Origin of the sequence: Burkholderia sp. JKS000303 (assembly GCF_002563755.1) — a bacterium.
In the GTDB taxonomy this organism is placed as follows: Bacteria; Pseudomonadota; Gammaproteobacteria; order Burkholderiales; family Burkholderiaceae; genus Burkholderia; species Burkholderia anthina_B.
In genome coordinates this window covers 258,078-275,858 of the sequence record NZ_PDBZ01000003.1, presented here as the reverse complement: position 1 = coordinate 275,858, position 17,781 = coordinate 258,078, and the positions used below count along the sequence as shown (strand labels likewise).

Here is a 17,781-nt window from a genome sequence, read left to right as displayed (position 1 = left end):
GCGGCGGCCGTTTCGGGATGAAGCGGCCGCCGCGCGGCGTCGTTTCAGGCGCGGGTGACGGTGCTGGAAAGGTAACGGCGGCTCAGGTCGGGTGACGTCCGGCGCCCGGCTTGAAGCGCGAGCCGAGCCGGTAGCGGTTGCCCGGATGCAGGAAATGCACGAACGTGACCGGCAGCCCGTTCGTCCAGGTGCGGCGCGTGAGCGTGAGGCACGGCTCGTCGGCGCGCATGTCGAGCAGCCGCGCCTGTTCGCCGGTCGGCAGCGCCGCGTCGACGACGTGCTCGATCTCCAGTTCGTAGTGCGACACGTTGTTGAACAGGTATTCGGACGGCGGCTCGGACTGGAAATCCTGGTCGATGAAGTCCGGCGCGGCGGCCGGATTCACGTAGCGATCCTCGAGCTGGATCGGCCGGCCGTTTTCCTCGTGCACGCACACCACGTGAAAGACCGGCGTATTGACCGTCAGCCCGAACGCGGCGGCGACGTCGAACGACGCCGGCTCGCGCGACTGGCTCAGCACGCGGCAGCGATATTCGTGCCCGCGTGCGCGGATCTCGTCGCGGATGTGCGCGATCATCAGCAGGTTCGATTGCGGCTTCACTTCGGCGACGAAGGTGCCGACGCCGGCGATGCGCTTGAGCACGCCTTCCTCGGTCAGCTCGCGCAGCGCGCGGTTGACCGTCATGCGCGCGACGCCGAATTGCGCGGCGAGATCGAGTTCGGACGGAATGCGGTCCCCCGGGCGCCAGTCGCCCGCATCGACGTTCTGGCGAACGAGCGTCTTGATCTGCTGGAACGGTGCGGTGGTCTTCGTGACCATCGGGATCCTTGCGCGAAAAAGTGACGAATCTAGTCGTCGTGGCTGACGATGACCAGGATCTCCGCCTGCGCCGTGCCGAGGCTGCGCGTGCGGTGCGGGATGAGTGCGTTGAAATAGACTGAATCGCCGGTCTTGAGTTGCACCGTCTCGTTCGGAAATTCGATCTCGACGCGCCCCTTGTGGACGAACAGGAACTCCTCGCCTTCGTGCTCGCGGAACGTCGACGCGACGAATTCATGCGGCGGATGCACGACGAACGGCAGCATCTTCTTCGGCGCGACGCCGGCCGCGATGCTTTCGAAGCCATGCGCGTGGCCGTCGGCGGCCGCACCCATCGGCGTGCGCTCGCCGGCCCGCGTGACCGTGATCAGCTCGCGGTTGCGGCTCTCCGAGAACAGCTGCTCGACATCGACGTTCAGCGCCTTCGACAGCTTCAGCGCGACCGCGATCGACGGCACGCTCAGGCCGCGCTCGACTTTCGACAGATAGCTCTTCGTCAGGCCGGTCTCGACGGCCAGCACGTCGAGCGTCCAGCCCTTCTGTTTTCTGAGCAGCTTCAGGCGAATCGTCATGGGGCGCCGGGTGTCCTTCGAAAAACCGATTGTAACGCATGACACAAAGTGTCCTATGATGTATCGTGTGTCATGTGTTGCCGGGAAACGGCTGCGGGCGGCGCGGCAGACCCGGTCCATTCAGGAGGCGAACATGGCGGAAACGCTGAATTTGACGAAGGAGGCGCTGGTCGCGCTGGCGGAGCGGCGGCTCGACAACGAGGTGGGCGACAGCGGCTGGTCTGCCCGGCAAAAGCTCGCGCTCGCGTGCCGGATCCTGTTCGACGCCGGTCACGATTCCGGTCTCGCCGGGCAGATCACCTGCCGTGCGGACGATGCCGGCACGTATTACACGCAGCGGCTGGGGCTCGGTTTCGACGAGATCTCGGCCGCGAACCTGCTGCGCGTCAACGAGGATCTCGACGTGGTCGACGGCGAAGGCATTCCGAATCCGGCCAACCGGTTTCACACGTGGATCTATCGCGAGCGGCCGGACGTGAACTGCATCATCCATACGCATCCCGCGCACGTCGCGGCGCTGTCGATGCTCGAGCAGCCGCTCGTCGTGTCGCACATGGACACCTGCCCGCTGTACGACGACTGCGCGTTCCTGAAGGACTGGCCCGGCGTGCCGGTCGGCAACGAGGAGGGCGAGATCATTTCGAAGGCGCTCGGCAGCAAGCGCGCGATCCTGCTGTCGCATCACGGCCAGCTCGTGGTCGGCAAGACGATCGAGGAGGCCTGCATCCTCGCGCTGCTGATCGAGCGCGCGGCGAAGCTGCAATTGCTGGCGATGTCGGCCGGCGAGATCAAGCCCGTTCCGCCGGCGCTGGCGCGGGAAGCGCACGACTGGATTTCGAAGCCGAAGCGCGACGCCGTGACGTTCGACTACTACGCGCGGCGCGCGTTGCGCACGCATCGGGATTGCGTCGCGTGAGCCGGTGCGTCGTGTTCGCCGTTTTCATCAATCATTGAGGAATCCACATCGTGTCAATCCTGTTGCAAGGCGTGATCGCCTATCCGGTTACACCGTTCTCCGCCGACGGCAGTGTCGACCTGAACGCACTCGATGCGCTGATCGGGCGGCTGATCGCCGACGGCGTCCATGCGATCGCCCCGCTGGGCAGTACCGGGGAGAGCGCGTACCTGTCCGATGCCGAATGGGAGTCGGTCGCCACCGCGTCGCTGCGCGCGGTGCGCCGGCGCGTGCCGACCGTCGTCGGCATCTCCGATCTCACGACGGCGGGTGCGGTGCGCCGCGCGCGCTTCGCCGAACAGGCCGGCGCCGACGCGGTGATGGTGCTGCCGGTGTCGTACTGGAAGCTCGGTCACGACGAGATCGTCGCGCACTACCGCGCGATCGGCGACGCCATCGGCATCCCGATCATGCTGTACAACAACCCGGCGACGAGCGGCGTCGACATGTCGCCTGACCTGATCGTGACGATCTGCCGGACCGTCGACAACGTGACGATGGTCAAGGAGAGCACCGGCGACATCGGGCGGATGCACCGGCTCGCGCAGTTGAGCGACGGGACGATCCCGTTCTACAACGGCAGCAACCCGATGGCACTGGCCGCGCTGGCCGCGGGCGCGGCCGGCTGGTGCACCGCCGCGCCGAACCTGAATGCCGCGTTGCCGCTCGCGCTGGTCGACGCGATACGCGCGGGCGACCTGGCGCGAGCCAGGTCGGTGTTCCACGCGCAGTTGCCGCTGCTGCAGTTCATCGTCAACGGCGGGCTGCCGGTGACCGTGAAGGCCGGGCTGCGGCTGCGCGGTTTCGATGCCGGCGAACCGAGACGGCCGCTGCTGCCGCTCGGCGACGTGCGCACGCGCGAACTCGAACGCCTGCTCGCGGCACTGCCGGACGGTGTGCGGGCATGAGCGACGACGCGCGGCCGGCGCTCGCGGCCGCCATCGCCGCGGTGCGGGTCGGCAAGCGCCGGCCGCTCGCTGGCGCGCCGCATGCGGGGCAGGCCAGTGCGATCGACAAGCAGCCGGTCGATGAGCGGCTGTGGCTCGGCGCGCTCGGCTTTGCAGGCGACGAGCAGGCCGATGCACGGCATCACGGCGGGCCCGACAAGGCGGTTCATCACTACGCGCACGATCACTACGCATGGTGGTCCGCGCAGATCGGCGCGCGCGACGTGCTTGCGCAACCGGGCGCATTCGGCGAGAACCTGTCGACGCACGGCATGACCGAGCACGACGTGTGCCTCGGCGACGTGTTCACGCTGGGCGGTGCCGTGCTGCAGGTGTCGCAGTCGCGGCAGCCGTGCTGGAAGCTCAATGCGCGCTTCGATCATCCGCGTATGGCGGCGCTCGTGCAGCACAGCGGCCGGACCGGCTGGTACTACCGCGTGCTGCAGGAAGGCTGGGTGGCGCCGGGCGATGTGCTGGCGCTGCACGCGCGCCGGTATCCGCGCTGGCCGCTGTCGACGGTGCTCGATGTGCTGTACCGGCGCACGCTCGACCTGGCTGCGCTCGACGCGTTGTGCGACGTGCCGGTGTTGCCGTCCGGCTGGCGCACGATGCTCGACCGGCGCAGGACGGAGCGGCAGGTCGAAGACTGGACGAAGCGGCTCGAAGGCTGACGCGCCGCGTCTCCGGCTTATCCGGCCGGCAGGTTCCGCACGTCGGCCGTCGGCTCCGTGCCGAACGCGTCGCTCAGCGCATAGCCGATCAGTTGCCGTGCGGCGGCCTCGGGCGTCGACAGCGCGCCGCTCGCCTTCAGTTCGTCGAATTTCTCGCGCATCGGGAAGTTTGCTTCGCTGGTCGAGCGGATCGTCGCCTGCATGCCCGTATCGACGACGCCCGGCGCGACGCTGCAGACGCGCAGCGCGCGGTTCGCATCGAGCGCGACGGCGCGTGCGTGGTGGTCGAGTGCGGCCTTGGTCGCGCAGTAGACGCTCCAGCCCGCATACGCGTTGCGCGCGGCGCCGCTCGACACGTGCAGGATCCGGCATTCGGTCGGCGCCGATGCCGCCTGTACGAGCGCAGCCGACAGCATCAGCGGCGCCGCGACGTTCAGGCCGACCGCGCGCGCGACGAGCGCCGGATCCTGCGCAGCGAGCGGCCCGATCGGGTCGACGATCCCCGCGTTGTTGAACAGCAGCACGATCGACGCGCCGTCGACGAAGCGGCGCAGCGTGTCGCCGGCCAGCCAGGTCGCGACAGCCGATGTGTCCGACAGGTCGAGTTCGATTTCGGCGAAACGGTCGCCGGCCTGCGCGGCGAGCGACGGATGACGGCTGCGCGACACGCCGAGCACGGCGATGCCTTCCTGCAGCAGTTGTTCGGCGAGCGATGCGCCGACGCCGCGCGTGTGGCCGGTGACGATGGCGCGCACGTTCGGCGCGAAAGAGGAGGCGGTCATGGCGGTGAACGAGTGAACGGATCGGATGAACGGTGTCGACGGGCGGCGCGCATGCGTGGCGACACGGCGTGCGGGACGGGCGATGCGCGGTATCGGTGCGATGCGCGAAGCGCTCGCGCGCGGCGCCGCGGGTCGGGGTGAACGCGTATCGTAGCGCCGGCCTGCGCGACGCGCAAACGAGCGGGCGAAGCCGCGCGCGGGCCGATTGCCGCCAGGTGCACGGGGCGCAGATCCGCGGCGCGGCACGCTTTCATTGCCGTGCCACGGCGCGTGGCCGAACCGTTGGACGAAAGCCGGCTGCGGCAAGGGCGCTCGTGCTTGCCGCAAGCGGCGCCGGGCGCCACGCCGCGAGCTATCATATGGCTCGCCCGCGCGCGACGCCGCACGGGCCGCGACCGTTTCCCTTCACCTGCTGCACGCTGCGACGCCACCATGAACACCACGCCGGACATGCCCACGCCACGCGCCCTGCGCGAACTCACGCCCCTCGAGGCCCGCATTCTCGGGGTGCTCGTCGAGAAGCAGCACACGGTGCCGGACACCTATCCGCTGTCGCTGAATGCACTGACCTCGGGCTGCAACCAGAAAACCGCGCGCTCGCCGGTGATGAACGTCAGCGAGGACGAAGTCACGACCGCGCTCGACGGGCTCAAGCACCTGAGCCTCGTGATGGAGGGCAGCAGCAGCCGCGTGCCGCGTTTCGAACACAACGCGAACCGCGTGCTCGGCATCCCGAGCCAGGCGATCGCGCTGCTGACGATCCTGCTGCTGCGCGGCCCGCAGACGGCCGCCGAGCTGCGCCTGAACAGCGCGCGCCTGCACGGCTTCGCGGACATCTCGTCGGTCGAGGCGTTCCTCGACGAACTCGCCGCGCGTGCGCAGCCGCTCGTCGTCCGGCTGCCGCGTGCACCGGGCGCACGCGAGAATCGCTGGATGCACCTGATGTGCGGGGAAGTGAACCTCGCCGACTTCGCCAGCGCCGAGACGGGCAGCGGCGCGGATTCCGTTCCGCCGTCCGAATTCGAGGCGCTGAAGGCCGAGCAGAAGCGCCTTTCCGATGAAGTCGCGCGCCTGAACGCGCTCGTTCAGCGGATGGCGGCCGAACTCGGCATCGACGTCGATCCGCCGGCCGACGTGGGCTGACGGACCGCCGGAGCCGGCACCGCACCGGCGCGCAGGCAGGCGCGCCGGGTGATGCACCCGCATTACCAGCGGCACCCCGTCTTTGCGGACGCGTCGACGTCCTGCGCCCACTCGAAAGCGGTCTTCTTGCCGGTGCGCGCATTCGTGTACGTCATCGAATAGACGATCGCACCCTGGCTCATCATCTCGTATTCGCCGTTGACCTTGCCGTCGACCATTTCCCACCACGTGGTCGTGAACTGATATGGACGGCCTTCCGCGAGTTCTTCCTGATCCTCGTGTTTGAACAGCAGCGGGATCGCCGTCTTCGATTTCGCATACCGGACGACGCCGCCTTGCCACTTGGCCACGTCGTCGTAATACGTGCGCAACTCGAAGCGCACGGGTTTGTCGCCCGTTGTCCGGAAGCACAGCACTTCCGTGGTGACGTCGGCCGAGGCGGGCAATGCGATGCACAGCAGCACGGCGGCGAGTGCCTTTTTCATGTTCGTGTCCGCGTGATGGAGAAGCGAGTCAGCCGACGGTGATCCGCGTGGCACCTGCGTCGACGAGCCGGAACAGCAGATCTTCGAGCGCGGCGCCCGGCGCCGAGCCGAGATCCGTGTTGACGCGCCAGCCCTGTTCGGTGCGCGCCGGTTCCGACAGATAGTGAACGATGCCGTGCAGGCCGTCTTCGGCCGGCACGCTGGCGTCGTCGGCGTCGAACCATGCGAAGAACCACGCCTTGAACGCGTCGGTTGCCGCGGCTTCGTCGAGGCCGTCCGCGTCGATCGTCGCCCAGTCCCACAGGAACGGACCGATCGACACGGTCGCCGTTTCAAGTTCGAACGCGAATGGCTCGAAATCCAGTTGCCCGGTCGAGTCGACCATCGCGGGCTGGCCGGCCGATTCGCCTGCGGTATGGACGAGGTCGGCGCGGCACGGCAGCGCGAGCGGGCCTTCGGTGGCCAGCGTGCCGTCGGCTTTCCGGTAGGCCGGTTCCACGACGGCTGCTGGTTGCGTTGCTGCTTGCGCGAGCAGGTCGGCGTAAGGCTGGCGGATGGCGCTGAGCAGTTCGGATACGGTCATCGTGGCGGGTTGGGTCGGGTTGCGGGGCCGCCGTCGCCGGCGAGCGGCGGCGCGCTTCGGCAGCGGACAGCCACGATCGTACGGTACTTCCGTGACGCGCGACCACTCGGCCGAACGGCCGGCGCGCGCGGATCGGTTCGCGGGCCGCCGCGTTGACGTCGATCGCATTCCCCCTGTCGCGCGGCGCTGTCGCCGCGCGCGAGTGCCATAATCGAGCCTCCCCATCATTCCAGACGTCCCCGGAGAATCGCCATGCAGAACCTCGACAATCCTTCCCACGATCGCGAGGTAGGCAGCGCCGACGCGACGCAGGACACCACGCGCATCGACGACGTCCGCATCGGCGCGGTGCGTCCGCTGATCTCGCCGGCGCTGCTGCAGGACGAACTGCCGGTGCCGGCCGGCACGCAGACGCTCGTCGAGGACACGCGCCGCGCGATCGGCGACATCCTGCACGGCCGCGACGACCGTCTGCTGCTCGTCGTCGGCCCGTGCTCGATTCACGACCACGGCCAGGCGCTCGAATACGCGCGCCGGCTGAAGGCCGCCGCCGATGCGCTGAAGGACGACCTGCTGATCACGATGCGCGTGTACTTCGAGAAGCCGCGCACGACGGTCGGCTGGAAGGGCTACATCAACGATCCGCGTCTGGACGGCAGCTTCCGGATCAACGAAGGGCTGCGCGCCGCGCGGCAACTGCTGCTCGACATCAACGCGCTCGGCCTTGCGGCCTCGACCGAATTCCTCGACCTGCTGAGCCCGCAGTACATCGCGGACCTGATCGCGTGGGGCGCGATCGGCGCGCGCACGACCGAGAGCCAGAGCCATCGCCAGCTCGCGTCGGGGCTGAGCTGCCCGATCGGCTTCAAGAACGGCACCGACGGCGGCGTGCAGGTCGCATCGGATGCGATCGTCGCCGCGCGCGCGAGCCACGCGTTCATGGGGATGACGAAGATGGGGATGGCCGCGATCTTCGAGACGCGCGGCAACGACGACGCGCACGTGATCCTGCGCGGCGGGAAGAGCGGGCCGAACTACGACGCCGAGCATGTCGAGGCGTGCTGCGCGGTGCTGCGCAAGAGCGGGCTGCGCGAGCAGGTGATGGTCGATTGTTCGCATGCGAACTCGAACAAGTCGCATGAACGGCAGATCGAGGTGGCACAGGATCTCGCGCGGCAACTGTCGCAGGGCGAGCACCGGATCGTCGGCGTGATGGTCGAGAGCCATCTCGAAGCCGGGCGTCAGGATCTGAAGCCGGGCGTGCCGTTGCAGTACGGCGTGTCGATTACCGATGCGTGCCTGAGCTGGGCGCAGACGGAGCCGGTGCTCGACGTGCTGGCCGAGGCGGTGCGGCATCGGCGCGTGTATTCGCGCAACGCGTGACGCAGCGGGGGCGGGGCGGTGCCCCGCCGCATGCGTATTGCGATACGGCGGCGAGGAACGGTCGCGCGTCTGCGATGGTGTCCTGATCGACGTGCACGCCGCCGTTTTTTCGCGCCGAGCTCGCGCCGCACGCTATTCGCCCGCCACCTGTTCACGCCATCGTTGATCTTCGTCCGGCTCGACCCCTCTGCGCCACTGCAGCCCGAACGCACGATCCACCGATTGCCGCTACCATGAGCGCCGTGTTGCACGCTGCGACCCGGCCATGCCGGTTCGCTACGCACACACGCAGTGGCGGTGCGGCCGGCCGTCACGCTACCGGCGAAGCGCGGGACGCGGGGCGCACACGGATCAGTCGTTGCACCCGCGTCGCTTTGCTGCCGGAATCAACAACAATCGAACCGGAGTGCCATGCACATGAAGTTCTACAAGACCGTCATCGCAGCAACCATCCTCGCCTCGAGCATCAGCGCGCACGCGCAGATCGCCGGCGCGCAGCCGCTCAGCGTTACCGTCGAGCAATCGCAGGCGCTGCTCGAAGGCTGGAGCGTGAAGAAGAGCGTGCTCGGCAAGGCCGTGTACAACGACGCGAACCAGAAGGTCGGCAAGGTGCGTGACCTGATCGTCGCGCCGGACGGCTCGGTGTCGGCCGCGATCGTGTCGGCTGGCGGCTTCCTCGGCGTGGCCGCGCACGACGTCGCGGTGCCGATCGCGTCGCTCGACGTGCGCAACGGCAACATCTATCTGCCGGGCGCGACGAAGGATGCGCTGAAGGCGACGCCGGCGTTCCAGTACGCGAAGGTGCCGTCGCCGCCGAAGCCGAAGAAGATCGACGACAAGCACTGATGCACGCGGCCCGGCGCATCCTGCATGTACCGGGCCCGGCAGATCGCTTCTGCCGGCGATCGCCACGCCGGCTCGTCACGCCGTCCACACCCCGTCGAAACCGAACGCGACCGGCCCGCTCAGCAACACGCTGCTGCCGGCGCCGTCCCACCGCACGACGACATCCCCGCCATCGCAACTGACCCGCACGGTCTCGTCGAGCAGCCCGCGCCGGATCCCGTTGACCACCGCGCCGCACGAACACGAGCCCGAGCCGAGCGGCACGCCGCCGCCGCGCTCCCAGATGCGCAGCCGGATATGCGTGCGGCTGACGGCCTGCACGACATGCACATTCGTTTTCAGCGGAAACAGCGGATGCGTTTCGATCGCCGGCCCGAGCACTTCGATATCGAGCGCGCCGGGATCGTCGACGAAGAACGTGCAATGCGGATTGCCCATGTTGCATGCGGCCGGCGCGCCGGGCAGCGGGAGCGCGAGCGTGTCGGCGGCTTCGGCGAGCGGCACGTCCTGCCAGCCGATGCGCGGCGCGCCCATCTCGACCGTGATCAGTCCGTGCGCATCCCGCGCACAGGCAAGCAGCCCGCGGTGGGTGCGCAGCACGACCGACGACCCGCCCGTTTCACGCATCAGCTTCCACGCGATGCCGCGCGTCGCGCTGCCGCAGGTATCGAGCGCGGAGCCGTCGGGGTTCCAGAATGCGACGCGGGCGGCCGCGTCGTCGCAGTCCGAGATCACCGCGAGCTGGTTGAAGCCGATGCCGCAACGACGATCGCCCATGCGCCGCACGAGTTCGCGGTCGATGCGCGGCGTGGCGTCCTGGCCGCGCAGGTCGACGACGACGAAGTCGTCGCCGTTCGCGTTCATCTTCTGAAATCCGATCGGCATGGCGGTTCCGGAATCGAGGCAGGCAAATACTGTACGTGGCTTGCCGGCGGCGATCAATCGCCGCCCGGCGACGCGCCCGTGACGCGACATGACCCACAGCTACGTAATTCTACGTAGCCCCGCATACGTAGTTGTGCGCTTGTAAGCGTCCCCTGTCGCGCGGAATACTACGGCCCACCGCCGCGGCTTCCACGAGACGCGGCACGACGCATCGACGTCACGCGGGTTCGGCGCTTCACCGGATCCACTCAAAACCACATAGGAGACCAGGAGACGCCATGAATCGGGCTTCCAGTACCCTGCTCTGGATCGCGGTCGCGCTGCTCGGCGCGTTCGCATTCGGGACGATCGCACTTGCGCACGGCGAACGCGTCAGCGCGCTCTGGATCGTGATCGCCGCAGTCTGCGTGTATCTGATCGCATATCGCTTCTACAGCCGTTTCATCGCCAGCAAGGTCATGCAGCTCGACGGGCTGCGGATGACGCCGGCAGTGAAATACAACGACGGCCTCGACTACGTACCGACCAACAAGTACGTGCTGTTCGGCCATCACTTCGCCGCGATCGCCGGCGCCGGGCCGCTCGTCGGCCCCGTGCTTGCCGCGCAGATGGGCTACACGCCCGGCATGCTGTGGATCCTGGCCGGCGTCGTGTTCGCCGGCGCGGTGCAGGACTTCATCGTGCTGTTCATCTCGACGCGTCGCGACGGCCGCTCGCTCGGCGACCTCGTCAAGATGGAGCTCGGCACGGTGCCCGGCGTGATCGCGCTGTTCGGCGCGTTCCTGATCATGGTGATCATCCTCGCGGTGCTCGCGCTGATCGTCGTGAAGGCGCTGACCAATTCGCCGTGGGGCACGTTCACCGTCGCCGCGACGATTCCGATCGCGCTGTTCATGGGCGTCTACACGCGCTACATCCGCCCGGGCCGCATCGGCGAAGTGTCGATCATCGGCTTCGTGCTGCTGATGGCATCGATCGCGTTCGGCCAGACCGTGCACGATTCGCCGACGCTCGCCGCATGGTTCACGTTCAACGGCACGCAGCTCACGTGGATCCTGATCGGCTACGGCTTCGTCGCGTCGGTGCTGCCGGTGTGGCTGCTGCTCGCGCCGCGCGACTACCTGTCGACGTTCCTGAAGATCGGCACGATCCTCGGCCTCGCGATCGGTATCCTGGTCGTCGCACCGGAACTGAAGATGCCCGCGCTGACGAAGTTCGTCGACGGCACCGGCCCGGTGTGGTCGGGCAACCTGTTCCCGTTCCTGTTCATCACGATTGCATGCGGCGCGGTGTCGGGCTTCCACGCGCTGATCTCGTCGGGCACGACGCCCAAGCTGATCGACAACGAAACCAACGCGCGCTTCATCGGCTACGGCGCGATGCTGATGGAATCGTTCGTCGCGATCATGGCGCTGGTCGCCGCCTGCGTGATCGAGCCGGGCATCTACTTCGCGATGAACGCGCCGGCGGCCGTGCTCGGCTCGACGCCGGAAGCGGTGGCGAACACCGTCACGCAATGGGGCTTCGTGCTGACGCCGGACATGCTCACGCAGACGGCCAAGGCCGTCGGTGAAACGACGATCATCGCGCGCGCGGGCGGCGCGCCGACGCTGGCCGTCGGCATGGCGCACATCCTGCATCAGGTGATCGGCGGCGAAGCGATGATGGCGTTCTGGTATCACTTCGCGATCCTGTTCGAGGCGCTGTTCATCCTGACGGCGGTCGACGCCGGCACGCGCGCGGGCCGCTTCATGCTGCAGGACCTGCTCGGCACGTTCCACCCGGCGCTCAAGCGCACCGAGTCGCTGCCCGCGAACCTCGTCGCCACCGCGCTGTGCGTGGCCGCGTGGGGCTACTTCCTGTATCAGGGCGTGGTCGATCCGCTCGGCGGCATCAACACGCTGTGGCCGCTGTTCGGCATCTCGAACCAGATGCTCGCCGCGATCGCGCTGGTGCTCGGCACCGTCGTGCTGTTCAAGATGAAGCGCGAGCGCTATGCATGGGTGACGATCGTGCCGACCGTGTGGCTCCTGATCTGCACGCTGACCGCCGGCTGGCAGAAGATCTTCGATGCGAACCCGAAGGTCAGCTTCCTCGCGCACGCCGCGAAGCTGCAGGCTGCCGTGGACGAAGGCAAGGTGCTGGCGCCGGCGAAGTCGATCGCGCAGATGCAGCGGATCATCTTCAACGACTACATCGATGCGGCGCTGGCCGGCCTGTTCATCTTCGTCGTCGTGGCGATCGCGGTGTACGGCGTGATCGCCGTGCTGCGCGCGCGGCGCGAGTCGAAGCCGACCGTGCGCGAGACGCCGTACGAGCCGTTGCCGGCCGCACAGGCGCTCGGCAGCGGCCGATAACGGGAGGCCGCGATGTTCAGCGATCTTGGCGGCGACCTGCGCAGCGCGGGACGTTACCTCGGGCAGGCGTTGCGGCTGATGGTCGGCCTGCCCGACTACGACACCTACGTCGCGCACATCCGCGAAACCCATCCGGACCGCGAGCCGATGACGTACGAGGAATTTTTCCGCGAACGCCAGAACGCGCGGTACGGGTCGGGGGCAGGGAAGTGCTGTTGAACCGGGCCGAAGCAGTCGTCCGGTAAGGCCGTCCGGTGACGGACCAGGAAGCGCCGCGAAGGTATTCGCGGCGCTTTTTCCTTGGGGGCCGGATGATGCGGGGCACGCTGCCGTCGCCGCGGCGTTTGACCGGCTTCAGCGCGGCTTAATCCTTCGGCCGGTATCATATGACTCTCTTTTTTCCGATGAATCCGCGCAGGAGAATCCGTCGTGCATGTCGGTGAGCGTTTCAACAGCATTTCCCATCTCGTCGGCGCGGTGCTGTCGGTGGCAGGGCTGGTCGCGCTGGTGACGATGGGCGCGCTCGACCACGATCCTTACAAGATCGTGAGCTTCAGCGTGTACGGCGCGATGCTGATCGTGCTCTATGCGATCTCGACGCTGTATCACAGCGTGCGCAATCCGCGGCTCAAGGCGATCCTGCAGAAGTGCGACCATTCGGCCATCTATCTGCTGATCGCGGGCAGCTACACGCCGTTTACGCTCGTCACGCTGCGCGGTCCGTGGGGCTGGTCGCTGTTCGGCGTGAGCTGGGGGCTCGCCGCGTTCGGGATCGCGCAGGAACTCACGCTGGGCAGGCGCACGCGCATCGTGTCGATGGTGCTGTACGTGCTGATGGGCTGGCTCGCGCTCGTCGCGATCCGCCCGCTGATCCACGCGCTGCCGCCGGTCGGCACCGCATGGCTCGTGGCCGGCGGCGTGATCTACAGCGCCGGCATCTACTTCTTCATCAACGACGAACGCATTCGTCACGGGCACGGCATCTGGCACCTTTTCGTGCTGGCCGGCAGCCTGTGCCAGTTCGTCAGTGTCGCGATGTATGTCGCGTGAGCGGCGCGGGGCGGCGGCGAATGCGCAGTCGCATGCGACGGTCGTGCCGGCCAGAGCAGGCGCGTCGCGCATGCTTCGCGGTCGTCGGCATCAGGTGCGACCGGCCGCTGGTGTGACGTTACGCAGCACCTTGAACCCGACCCACCCCCAATAGACGCGATGATGCGCGATCAACCCGTCGCGCAGATCCATCACCTCGACGAGATCGACCTGATCGCCTTCCGGGGTTTCGCGCGGATATTCCCACACGAGCTGCTTGCCGTTCGAAAAGAACAGGTCCGTGCGGTACCAGCGTCCTAGCCGGTTGCCCGGATTGCGCAGCCCCGCGGCGAAGAACGCGCCGATTGCGGCCTTGCCGTGCAGCACGCCCGAGCCGTGCTCGGGCAGCGTGACGACGACGAGCGGCGTTTCGAGTATCGCGTCGTCCGCGTACAGCGACATCAGCGCGTCGAGGTCGCGGGCGACGACGGCGGCGTGCCAGTTGTGATGGATGCGTTGCGCATCGGTGTCGGCGTGCGTCATGGCGGGTTCCGGCAAACGTGGATAACGGAACCACTGTATTGATGCAACGCGGCCGGACGTTTCACGCCGGGCCGAAACGTGAATGTCGCGCGTGCCGAACGCGGCCGCGTGCCGCCGACCGCCTCAGCCCCCCAGCGCCCCGAGATTCAGCACATGCGACTTGCCGATCCACACCGCGCTATCGCGATGGTCGCGCAATTCGTCGTGCGTGTTCGGATGCAGGAAGATATCGAGCGCGCCGTGATTCAGCACGAGCCACGGCACGATGGCGTCGAACTGCGCGGCGCCGAACGCGATCTGATACGACCACGCCGGATGCGGACCGACGAGGCGTTCGTGAAAGCGGCCGAGTTCGATGATCGCGCCGAAGCGCTCTTCGACGATCAGGCGAAACGCCCAGGCCGCGTCGCGGCTCGCGGCGTCGAAGTAGACGTGTGCGTGCCAACTCGTGATGGCAGTGGTGTCGATGGCAGCCATGGCAGGACTCGAGAAGAAAAGGGCATGCGTGAGCGCCGTGACATACGGCACGATGCGCAATTATCGCGCTTCCTTGTCGGACACGTCTTGTCGTAGCGCGGGATATCGGCGCGACGGGTGGCGCATGGGTCCGACTATCCGGCTCGCGTGCCGCTGTTTTTCCCGTTCGTGCCCGCCTGCATCGCATCGCGTCGAAAGCCGCGCCGGCACGGGCTGCGGCCGATTCTCGCGTCGGCAATATGTCATTTCAAAAACTGAAAAGACGCGTGATGCACGACTGCGAATCGTCTGGAAAAATGCGATCAGGTATTTGAATGAAATAAAGAAATTCCGGTTCGGCGGCATTGGCGAATCACGCGGATCGCGGCCCGGATTGTCGCGCTGAAAATATCAATTGCGGAATCGGCTATTCAAGCGCATTGCGACGCAGCCTACGATGGTTGCACGGCATCGACGATGATCGATGCGGACGCAACCATCTGGAGGCCACTATGCGATCCCTCGTTTCCCTTGCTGCTCTGTCCGTTACGCTTGCCGCGCTGCCTGCCGCGAGCTTCGCACAGACAGCCAATGCCGAATGGCAGCCGAACGTCGCGCCGCTGACCTGGTCGGCGGCGCGGGCCGAAACCGACGTGCAGCTGATGCAGATGACGCGCGCCGGCTATCGTGCGACGACGGCCGGCAACCAGAACTATCCGCTCGCGATGCAGCGCGCACTGGAGCGTGTGAGGAACCCGGTGCCCGACCGCTCGCGCGAGGAGCGGGCCGCGATGGAAGCGCGCGCGGCCGGCGCTGCGCAGGGCGGCCATCCGGTGCAGGCGTTCTTCGTGAAGACCGCGTACTACCTGAAGGGCGAGAACACGTTCTGATGCGGGAGACGAGCATGGGATGCCCGAACCGATTCCCCGACGTGTTGCGCGCGTCGGCATTGCGCCGGTTTTACGGTGAGCGTGCGACGTGGCGGCGGGCCGATGCGTCCGATGCACGGAGTCGGGCGAACGGCCGGTGGGACGCGAGCCGCGGCGCTGTCGCGTGCCGCACGGCGTGGCCGGTATGGATCGCGGACGATGCGTTCGCAAGCGGGTGCGAATCATGAAGGCTGTCCGAAAAGGCCGTCGGCATGCGCCGCTGACCCGCGAATGGCTGCTGCCGCTGCCGCCCGCGCATGTGCGCGACATCTCGCTGAAATGCCACATGGCGCTCGTCGCGCTGCGTGGCGAGCACGGCAGCGAAACATTGCTGATGCGGTTGCGCACGAGTGTCTATCTGGTGTTCCTCGCGCTCGACGACGACGTATGCGCCGATGCGAGCATCGACCTGTGCGTCGAGGCGGAGCGCGTGCTCGACGCGAGCGTGGCGCGCGCCGCGCAAAGCGGCACATGGACGCTGCACGACGATGAATGCGCGGTGCTCGAACGCGTGCTCGCCGCGAACGACGCATGCGTCGCGACGCTCACGCGGCATCGGCTGGCCGAGCTGTGGGATCACGTCTGCGCGTTCGCATCCGCCGGGCAACCGGCACTGGTCGAGCAGGCGGCATCGAAGCTGCGGGAACCGGCCGTTCTGCATTGAGCGGCGGCAACGCGACCGGCCCCTGAGGCCGGCTCTCGCCATCCGGGGTCGTCACGGCAGCCCGCACGCGTTCGGGCGATGACGATCCCTCCTCGCGTTCGCGATGATCGTGCGTGTCGACGCGAACGCATTCGTTTCGGTCAGGAGGCGCGATGGCGCTATACAGGATCGGCGGCTACTTCACGTGCGGAAGCGGCCGCGCATTCAGTGAGGACCTGCTGCCCGGCAGCAAGGTGACGGTGGCGGGCATCTATCGGTGCACCGTGTGCGGCGACGAAATCGGCATCGCGAAGTCGCAGACGCTGCCGTCCGACGACGCGCACCGGCACGATCTCGACCCGCCGTCCGACCCGCTGCTCGATCGCGGGCCGACCGCGTGGCAGCTGATCGCGGCGGCGGAGTCGCGGCACTAGGCGGGCGGCGTTTGCAGGCTCATGCGGCGCGCGCACGCGGTGCCCCATGACGACCGCCGACAAAACAAAAGCGCCACGGAGCGAATGCACTCCGTGGCGCTTTTTCGTGGCCCGCTGGCGCGGAGGCGTGAACCTCCGTGCAGCGCAACGCGCTTAAGCCGCGGTTGCCGGCTTGGCCGGCTTCTGCAGCTTGCCCTTGCCGGCGCGCTGGATTTCGTCGAGCTTGATCTCGACGTGGCGCGAGAACACGTACTCGGCCGGGCGTTGCTTCGCGATCGAGATGTCCGGCGCGAACGGGCCGTCGGTCTTGATGCCCTTCGTGCTCACGCGCAGCGCCTTCAGCGGATGCGAGATCGTGTCCATCACGGCGGTGGCTTCGAAGCCGCAGTGGACCATGCAGTCCGCGCACTTCTCGTAGTTGCCGACGCCGTAGTTGTCCCAGTTCGTGTCTTCCATCAGTTCCTTGAAGGTCTTCACGTAACCTTCGCCGACCAGATAGCACGGCTTCTGCCAGCCGAACACGGTACGCGCCGGGTTGCCCCACGGCGTGCACTTGTACGTCTGGTTGCCGGCCAGGAAGTCGAGGAACAGCGACGACTGGCTGAACGACCAGCGCTTGCCGCCTTCGCCGCGCTTCAGGATTTCGCGGAACAGGTTCTTCGTCTTGTCGCGGTTCAGGAAGTGCTGCTGATCCGGTGCGCGCTCGTACGCGTAGCCCGGCGACACGGTGATGCCGTCGACGCCGATCGGGCCCAGCGTGTCGAAGAACTTCGCGACGCGCTCGGGCACTGCATCGTTGAACAGCGTGCAGTTGATGTTCACGCGGAAGCCGCGGCGCTTCGCTTCCTTGATCGCCGCGACCGCCTTGTCGTACACGCCTTCCTGCGACACCGAGTGATCGTGCGCTTCCTTGTCGCCGTCCAGGTGGACCGACCAGACGAAGTACGGATTCGGCTCGTAGTCGTCCATCTTCTTTTCCATCAGGAGCGCGTTCGTGCACAGGTACACGAATTTCTTGCGCTTCATGATGCCCTTGACGATTTCCGGCATCTCCTTGTGGAGCAGCGGCTCGCCGCCGGCGATCGACACGATGGGTGCGCCGCACTCGTCGACGGCTTCCAGGCATTCCTCGATGGACAGGCGCTGGTTCAGGATCGGGTCCGGATAGTCGATCTTGCCGCAGCCGTTACAGGCGAGGTTGCAACGGAACAGCGGCTCGAGCATCAGCGCGAGCGGATAGCGTTTGTTGCCGGACAGGTGTTGGCGCATGATGTATGCGCCGACGCGGACTTGCTGGAGCAGCGGAATAGACAAGAGA

The 17,781-nt window shown here is 67.3% G+C and carries 21 protein-coding genes; 12 read left to right on the top strand and 9 right to left on the bottom strand.

Annotated elements, in window-relative coordinates:
• Positions 1–82 precede the first annotated feature (82 nt).
• Both hutC and BX604_RS29145 read right to left on the bottom strand, forming a co-directional pair.
• Positions 83–820: a histidine utilization repressor gene (gene hutC / locus BX604_RS29150; protein ID WP_098554308.1), complete on the bottom strand. Its 738-nt coding sequence runs from the start codon at positions 818–820 to the stop codon at positions 83–85.
• 29 nt (positions 821–849) lie between these two features.
• Positions 850–1,392, bottom strand: coding sequence for a helix-turn-helix domain-containing protein (locus BX604_RS29145; RefSeq protein ID WP_098554307.1), 543 nt, complete (start codon positions 1,390–1,392; stop codon positions 850–852).
• A 133-nt stretch (positions 1,393–1,525) separates the two neighbouring features.
• Here BX604_RS29145 and BX604_RS29140 point away from each other — a divergent pair, with 133 nt between their 5' ends.
• The 3 genes from BX604_RS29140 to BX604_RS29130 are packed head-to-tail and all read left to right on the top strand — an operon-like array spanning position 1,526 to position 3,965.
• Positions 1,526–2,308 (top strand): aldolase, encoded by a 783-nt coding sequence (locus tag BX604_RS29140; RefSeq protein WP_098554306.1) that lies wholly within the window; start codon positions 1,526–1,528, stop codon positions 2,306–2,308.
• A 50-nt stretch (positions 2,309–2,358) separates the two neighbouring features.
• Positions 2,359–3,255: a dihydrodipicolinate synthase family protein gene (locus tag BX604_RS29135; RefSeq protein ID WP_098554305.1), complete on the top strand. Its 897-nt coding sequence runs from the start codon at positions 2,359–2,361 to the stop codon at positions 3,253–3,255.
• A complete protein-coding gene (locus BX604_RS29130; RefSeq protein WP_098554304.1) occupies positions 3,252–3,965 on the top strand; it encodes an MOSC domain-containing protein in 714 nt (237 codons plus the stop codon). The genes BX604_RS29135 and BX604_RS29130 overlap by 4 nt, the downstream gene beginning before the upstream one ends.
• Before the next feature lie 17 nt (positions 3,966–3,982).
• Here BX604_RS29130 and BX604_RS29125 read toward each other — a convergent pair whose 3' ends face one another.
• On the bottom strand, positions 3,983–4,747 hold the full coding sequence (locus tag BX604_RS29125) for an SDR family oxidoreductase (protein WP_098554303.1): 765 nt from the start codon (positions 4,745–4,747) through the stop codon (positions 3,983–3,985).
• 432 nt (positions 4,748–5,179) lie between these two features.
• On the opposite strand from BX604_RS29125, the gene BX604_RS29120 reads away from it, so the two are divergent.
• Complete coding sequence (locus BX604_RS29120; RefSeq protein ID WP_098554302.1) at positions 5,180–5,890, top strand: YceH family protein; 711 nt, start codon at positions 5,180–5,182, stop codon at positions 5,888–5,890.
• A 62-nt stretch (positions 5,891–5,952) separates the two neighbouring features.
• On the opposite strand, the gene BX604_RS29115 is transcribed toward BX604_RS29120, so the two are convergent.
• Both BX604_RS29115 and BX604_RS29110 read right to left on the bottom strand, forming a co-directional pair.
• Entirely contained in the window at positions 5,953–6,375 is a 423-nt protein-coding gene (locus tag BX604_RS29115) for a hypothetical protein (RefSeq protein ID WP_098554301.1), read from the bottom strand.
• Between the two features lie 28 nt (positions 6,376–6,403).
• Positions 6,404–6,958, bottom strand: coding sequence for a hypothetical protein (locus BX604_RS29110; protein WP_098554300.1), 555 nt, complete (start codon positions 6,956–6,958; stop codon positions 6,404–6,406).
• 252 nt (positions 6,959–7,210) lie between these two features.
• On the opposite strand from BX604_RS29110, the gene BX604_RS29105 reads away from it, so the two are divergent.
• Positions 7,211–8,341 (top strand): 3-deoxy-7-phosphoheptulonate synthase, encoded by a 1,131-nt coding sequence (locus BX604_RS29105; protein ID WP_098554299.1) that lies wholly within the window; start codon positions 7,211–7,213, stop codon positions 8,339–8,341.
• Between the two features lie 417 nt (positions 8,342–8,758).
• Complete coding sequence (locus BX604_RS29100) at positions 8,759–9,187, top strand: PRC-barrel domain-containing protein (RefSeq protein ID WP_098555062.1); 429 nt, start codon at positions 8,759–8,761, stop codon at positions 9,185–9,187.
• Positions 9,188–9,262: 75 nt separating this feature from the next.
• Here BX604_RS29100 and dapF read toward each other — a convergent pair whose 3' ends face one another.
• Positions 9,263–10,072, bottom strand: coding sequence for a diaminopimelate epimerase (gene dapF, locus BX604_RS29095; protein ID WP_098554298.1), 810 nt, complete (start codon positions 10,070–10,072; stop codon positions 9,263–9,265).
• 278 nt (positions 10,073–10,350) lie between these two features.
• Between dapF and BX604_RS29090 the strand changes: the two genes are divergently transcribed.
• The 3 genes from BX604_RS29090 (at position 10,351) to trhA (ending at position 13,479) form a co-directional block, all read left to right on the top strand.
• Positions 10,351–12,429, top strand: coding sequence for a carbon starvation CstA family protein (locus tag BX604_RS29090; protein WP_098554297.1), 2,079 nt, complete (start codon positions 10,351–10,353; stop codon positions 12,427–12,429).
• Between the two features lie 12 nt (positions 12,430–12,441).
• The gene (locus tag BX604_RS29085; RefSeq protein ID WP_012367086.1) at positions 12,442–12,648 is read left to right on the top strand and encodes a YbdD/YjiX family protein; all 207 of its coding nucleotides are present in this window, start codon (positions 12,442–12,444) and stop codon (positions 12,646–12,648) included.
• 210 nt (positions 12,649–12,858) lie between these two features.
• The gene (trhA, locus tag BX604_RS29080) at positions 12,859–13,479 is read left to right on the top strand and encodes a PAQR family membrane homeostasis protein TrhA (RefSeq protein WP_098554296.1); all 621 of its coding nucleotides are present in this window, start codon (positions 12,859–12,861) and stop codon (positions 13,477–13,479) included.
• 90 nt (positions 13,480–13,569) lie between these two features.
• On the opposite strand, the gene BX604_RS29075 is transcribed toward trhA, so the two are convergent.
• Positions 13,570–14,001 (bottom strand): nuclear transport factor 2 family protein, encoded by a 432-nt coding sequence (locus tag BX604_RS29075; RefSeq protein ID WP_098554295.1) that lies wholly within the window; start codon positions 13,999–14,001, stop codon positions 13,570–13,572.
• A 123-nt stretch (positions 14,002–14,124) separates the two neighbouring features.
• A complete protein-coding gene (locus BX604_RS29070) occupies positions 14,125–14,478 on the bottom strand; it encodes a DOPA 4,5-dioxygenase family protein (protein WP_098554294.1) in 354 nt (117 codons plus the stop codon).
• A gap of 491 nt (positions 14,479–14,969) precedes the next feature.
• Here BX604_RS29070 and BX604_RS29065 point away from each other — a divergent pair, with 491 nt between their 5' ends.
• The 3 genes from BX604_RS29065 to BX604_RS29050 all read left to right on the top strand — a co-directional run bounded on the left by BX604_RS29065 (position 14,970) and on the right by BX604_RS29050 (position 16,463).
• The gene (locus tag BX604_RS29065) at positions 14,970–15,347 is read left to right on the top strand and encodes a hypothetical protein (protein WP_098554293.1); all 378 of its coding nucleotides are present in this window, start codon (positions 14,970–14,972) and stop codon (positions 15,345–15,347) included.
• 223 nt (positions 15,348–15,570) lie between these two features.
• A complete protein-coding gene (locus tag BX604_RS29055; RefSeq protein WP_098554291.1) occupies positions 15,571–16,050 on the top strand; it encodes a hypothetical protein in 480 nt (159 codons plus the stop codon).
• Positions 16,051–16,202: 152 nt separating this feature from the next.
• Positions 16,203–16,463 (top strand): hypothetical protein, encoded by a 261-nt coding sequence (locus BX604_RS29050; RefSeq protein ID WP_098554290.1) that lies wholly within the window; start codon positions 16,203–16,205, stop codon positions 16,461–16,463.
• Between the two features lie 153 nt (positions 16,464–16,616).
• Here BX604_RS29050 and hpnH read toward each other — a convergent pair whose 3' ends face one another.
• Positions 16,617–17,777 (bottom strand): adenosyl-hopene transferase HpnH, encoded by a 1,161-nt coding sequence (gene hpnH / locus BX604_RS29045; RefSeq protein WP_098554289.1) that lies wholly within the window; start codon positions 17,775–17,777, stop codon positions 16,617–16,619.
• Between the last annotated feature and the right edge of the window lie 4 nt (positions 17,778–17,781).

Excerpts from the sequence above, each read along its gene's own strand:
- hutC (WP_098554308.1), bottom strand. The coding sequence starts at position 820 with ATGGTCACGAAGACCACCGCACCGTTCCAGCAGATCAAGACGCTCGTT.
- BX604_RS29145 (WP_098554307.1), bottom strand. The coding sequence starts at position 1,392 with ATGACGATTCGCCTGAAGCTGCTCAGAAAACAGAAGGGCTGGACGCTC.
- BX604_RS29140 (WP_098554306.1), top strand. The coding sequence starts at position 1,526 with ATGGCGGAAACGCTGAATTTGACGAAGGAGGCGCTGGTCGCGCTGGCG.
- BX604_RS29130 (WP_098554304.1), top strand. The coding sequence starts at position 3,252 with ATGAGCGACGACGCGCGGCCGGCGCTCGCGGCCGCCATCGCCGCGGTG.
- BX604_RS29125 (WP_098554303.1), bottom strand. The coding sequence starts at position 4,747 with ATGACCGCCTCCTCTTTCGCGCCGAACGTGCGCGCCATCGTCACCGGC.
- BX604_RS29120 (WP_098554302.1), top strand. The coding sequence starts at position 5,180 with ATGAACACCACGCCGGACATGCCCACGCCACGCGCCCTGCGCGAACTC.
- BX604_RS29115 (WP_098554301.1), bottom strand. The coding sequence starts at position 6,375 with ATGAAAAAGGCACTCGCCGCCGTGCTGCTGTGCATCGCATTGCCCGCC.
- BX604_RS29110 (WP_098554300.1), bottom strand. The coding sequence starts at position 6,958 with ATGACCGTATCCGAACTGCTCAGCGCCATCCGCCAGCCTTACGCCGAC.
- BX604_RS29105 (WP_098554299.1), top strand. The coding sequence starts at position 7,211 with ATGCAGAACCTCGACAATCCTTCCCACGATCGCGAGGTAGGCAGCGCC.
- BX604_RS29100 (WP_098555062.1), top strand. The coding sequence starts at position 8,759 with ATGAAGTTCTACAAGACCGTCATCGCAGCAACCATCCTCGCCTCGAGC.
- dapF (WP_098554298.1), bottom strand. The coding sequence starts at position 10,072 with ATGCCGATCGGATTTCAGAAGATGAACGCGAACGGCGACGACTTCGTC.
- BX604_RS29090 (WP_098554297.1), top strand. The coding sequence starts at position 10,351 with ATGAATCGGGCTTCCAGTACCCTGCTCTGGATCGCGGTCGCGCTGCTC.
- BX604_RS29085 (WP_012367086.1), top strand. The coding sequence starts at position 12,442 with ATGTTCAGCGATCTTGGCGGCGACCTGCGCAGCGCGGGACGTTACCTC.
- BX604_RS29075 (WP_098554295.1), bottom strand. The coding sequence starts at position 14,001 with ATGACGCACGCCGACACCGATGCGCAACGCATCCATCACAACTGGCAC.
- BX604_RS29070 (WP_098554294.1), bottom strand. The coding sequence starts at position 14,478 with ATGGCTGCCATCGACACCACTGCCATCACGAGTTGGCACGCACACGTC.
- BX604_RS29065 (WP_098554293.1), top strand. The coding sequence starts at position 14,970 with ATGCGATCCCTCGTTTCCCTTGCTGCTCTGTCCGTTACGCTTGCCGCG.
- BX604_RS29055 (WP_098554291.1), top strand. The coding sequence starts at position 15,571 with ATGAAGGCTGTCCGAAAAGGCCGTCGGCATGCGCCGCTGACCCGCGAA.
- BX604_RS29050 (WP_098554290.1), top strand. The coding sequence starts at position 16,203 with ATGGCGCTATACAGGATCGGCGGCTACTTCACGTGCGGAAGCGGCCGC.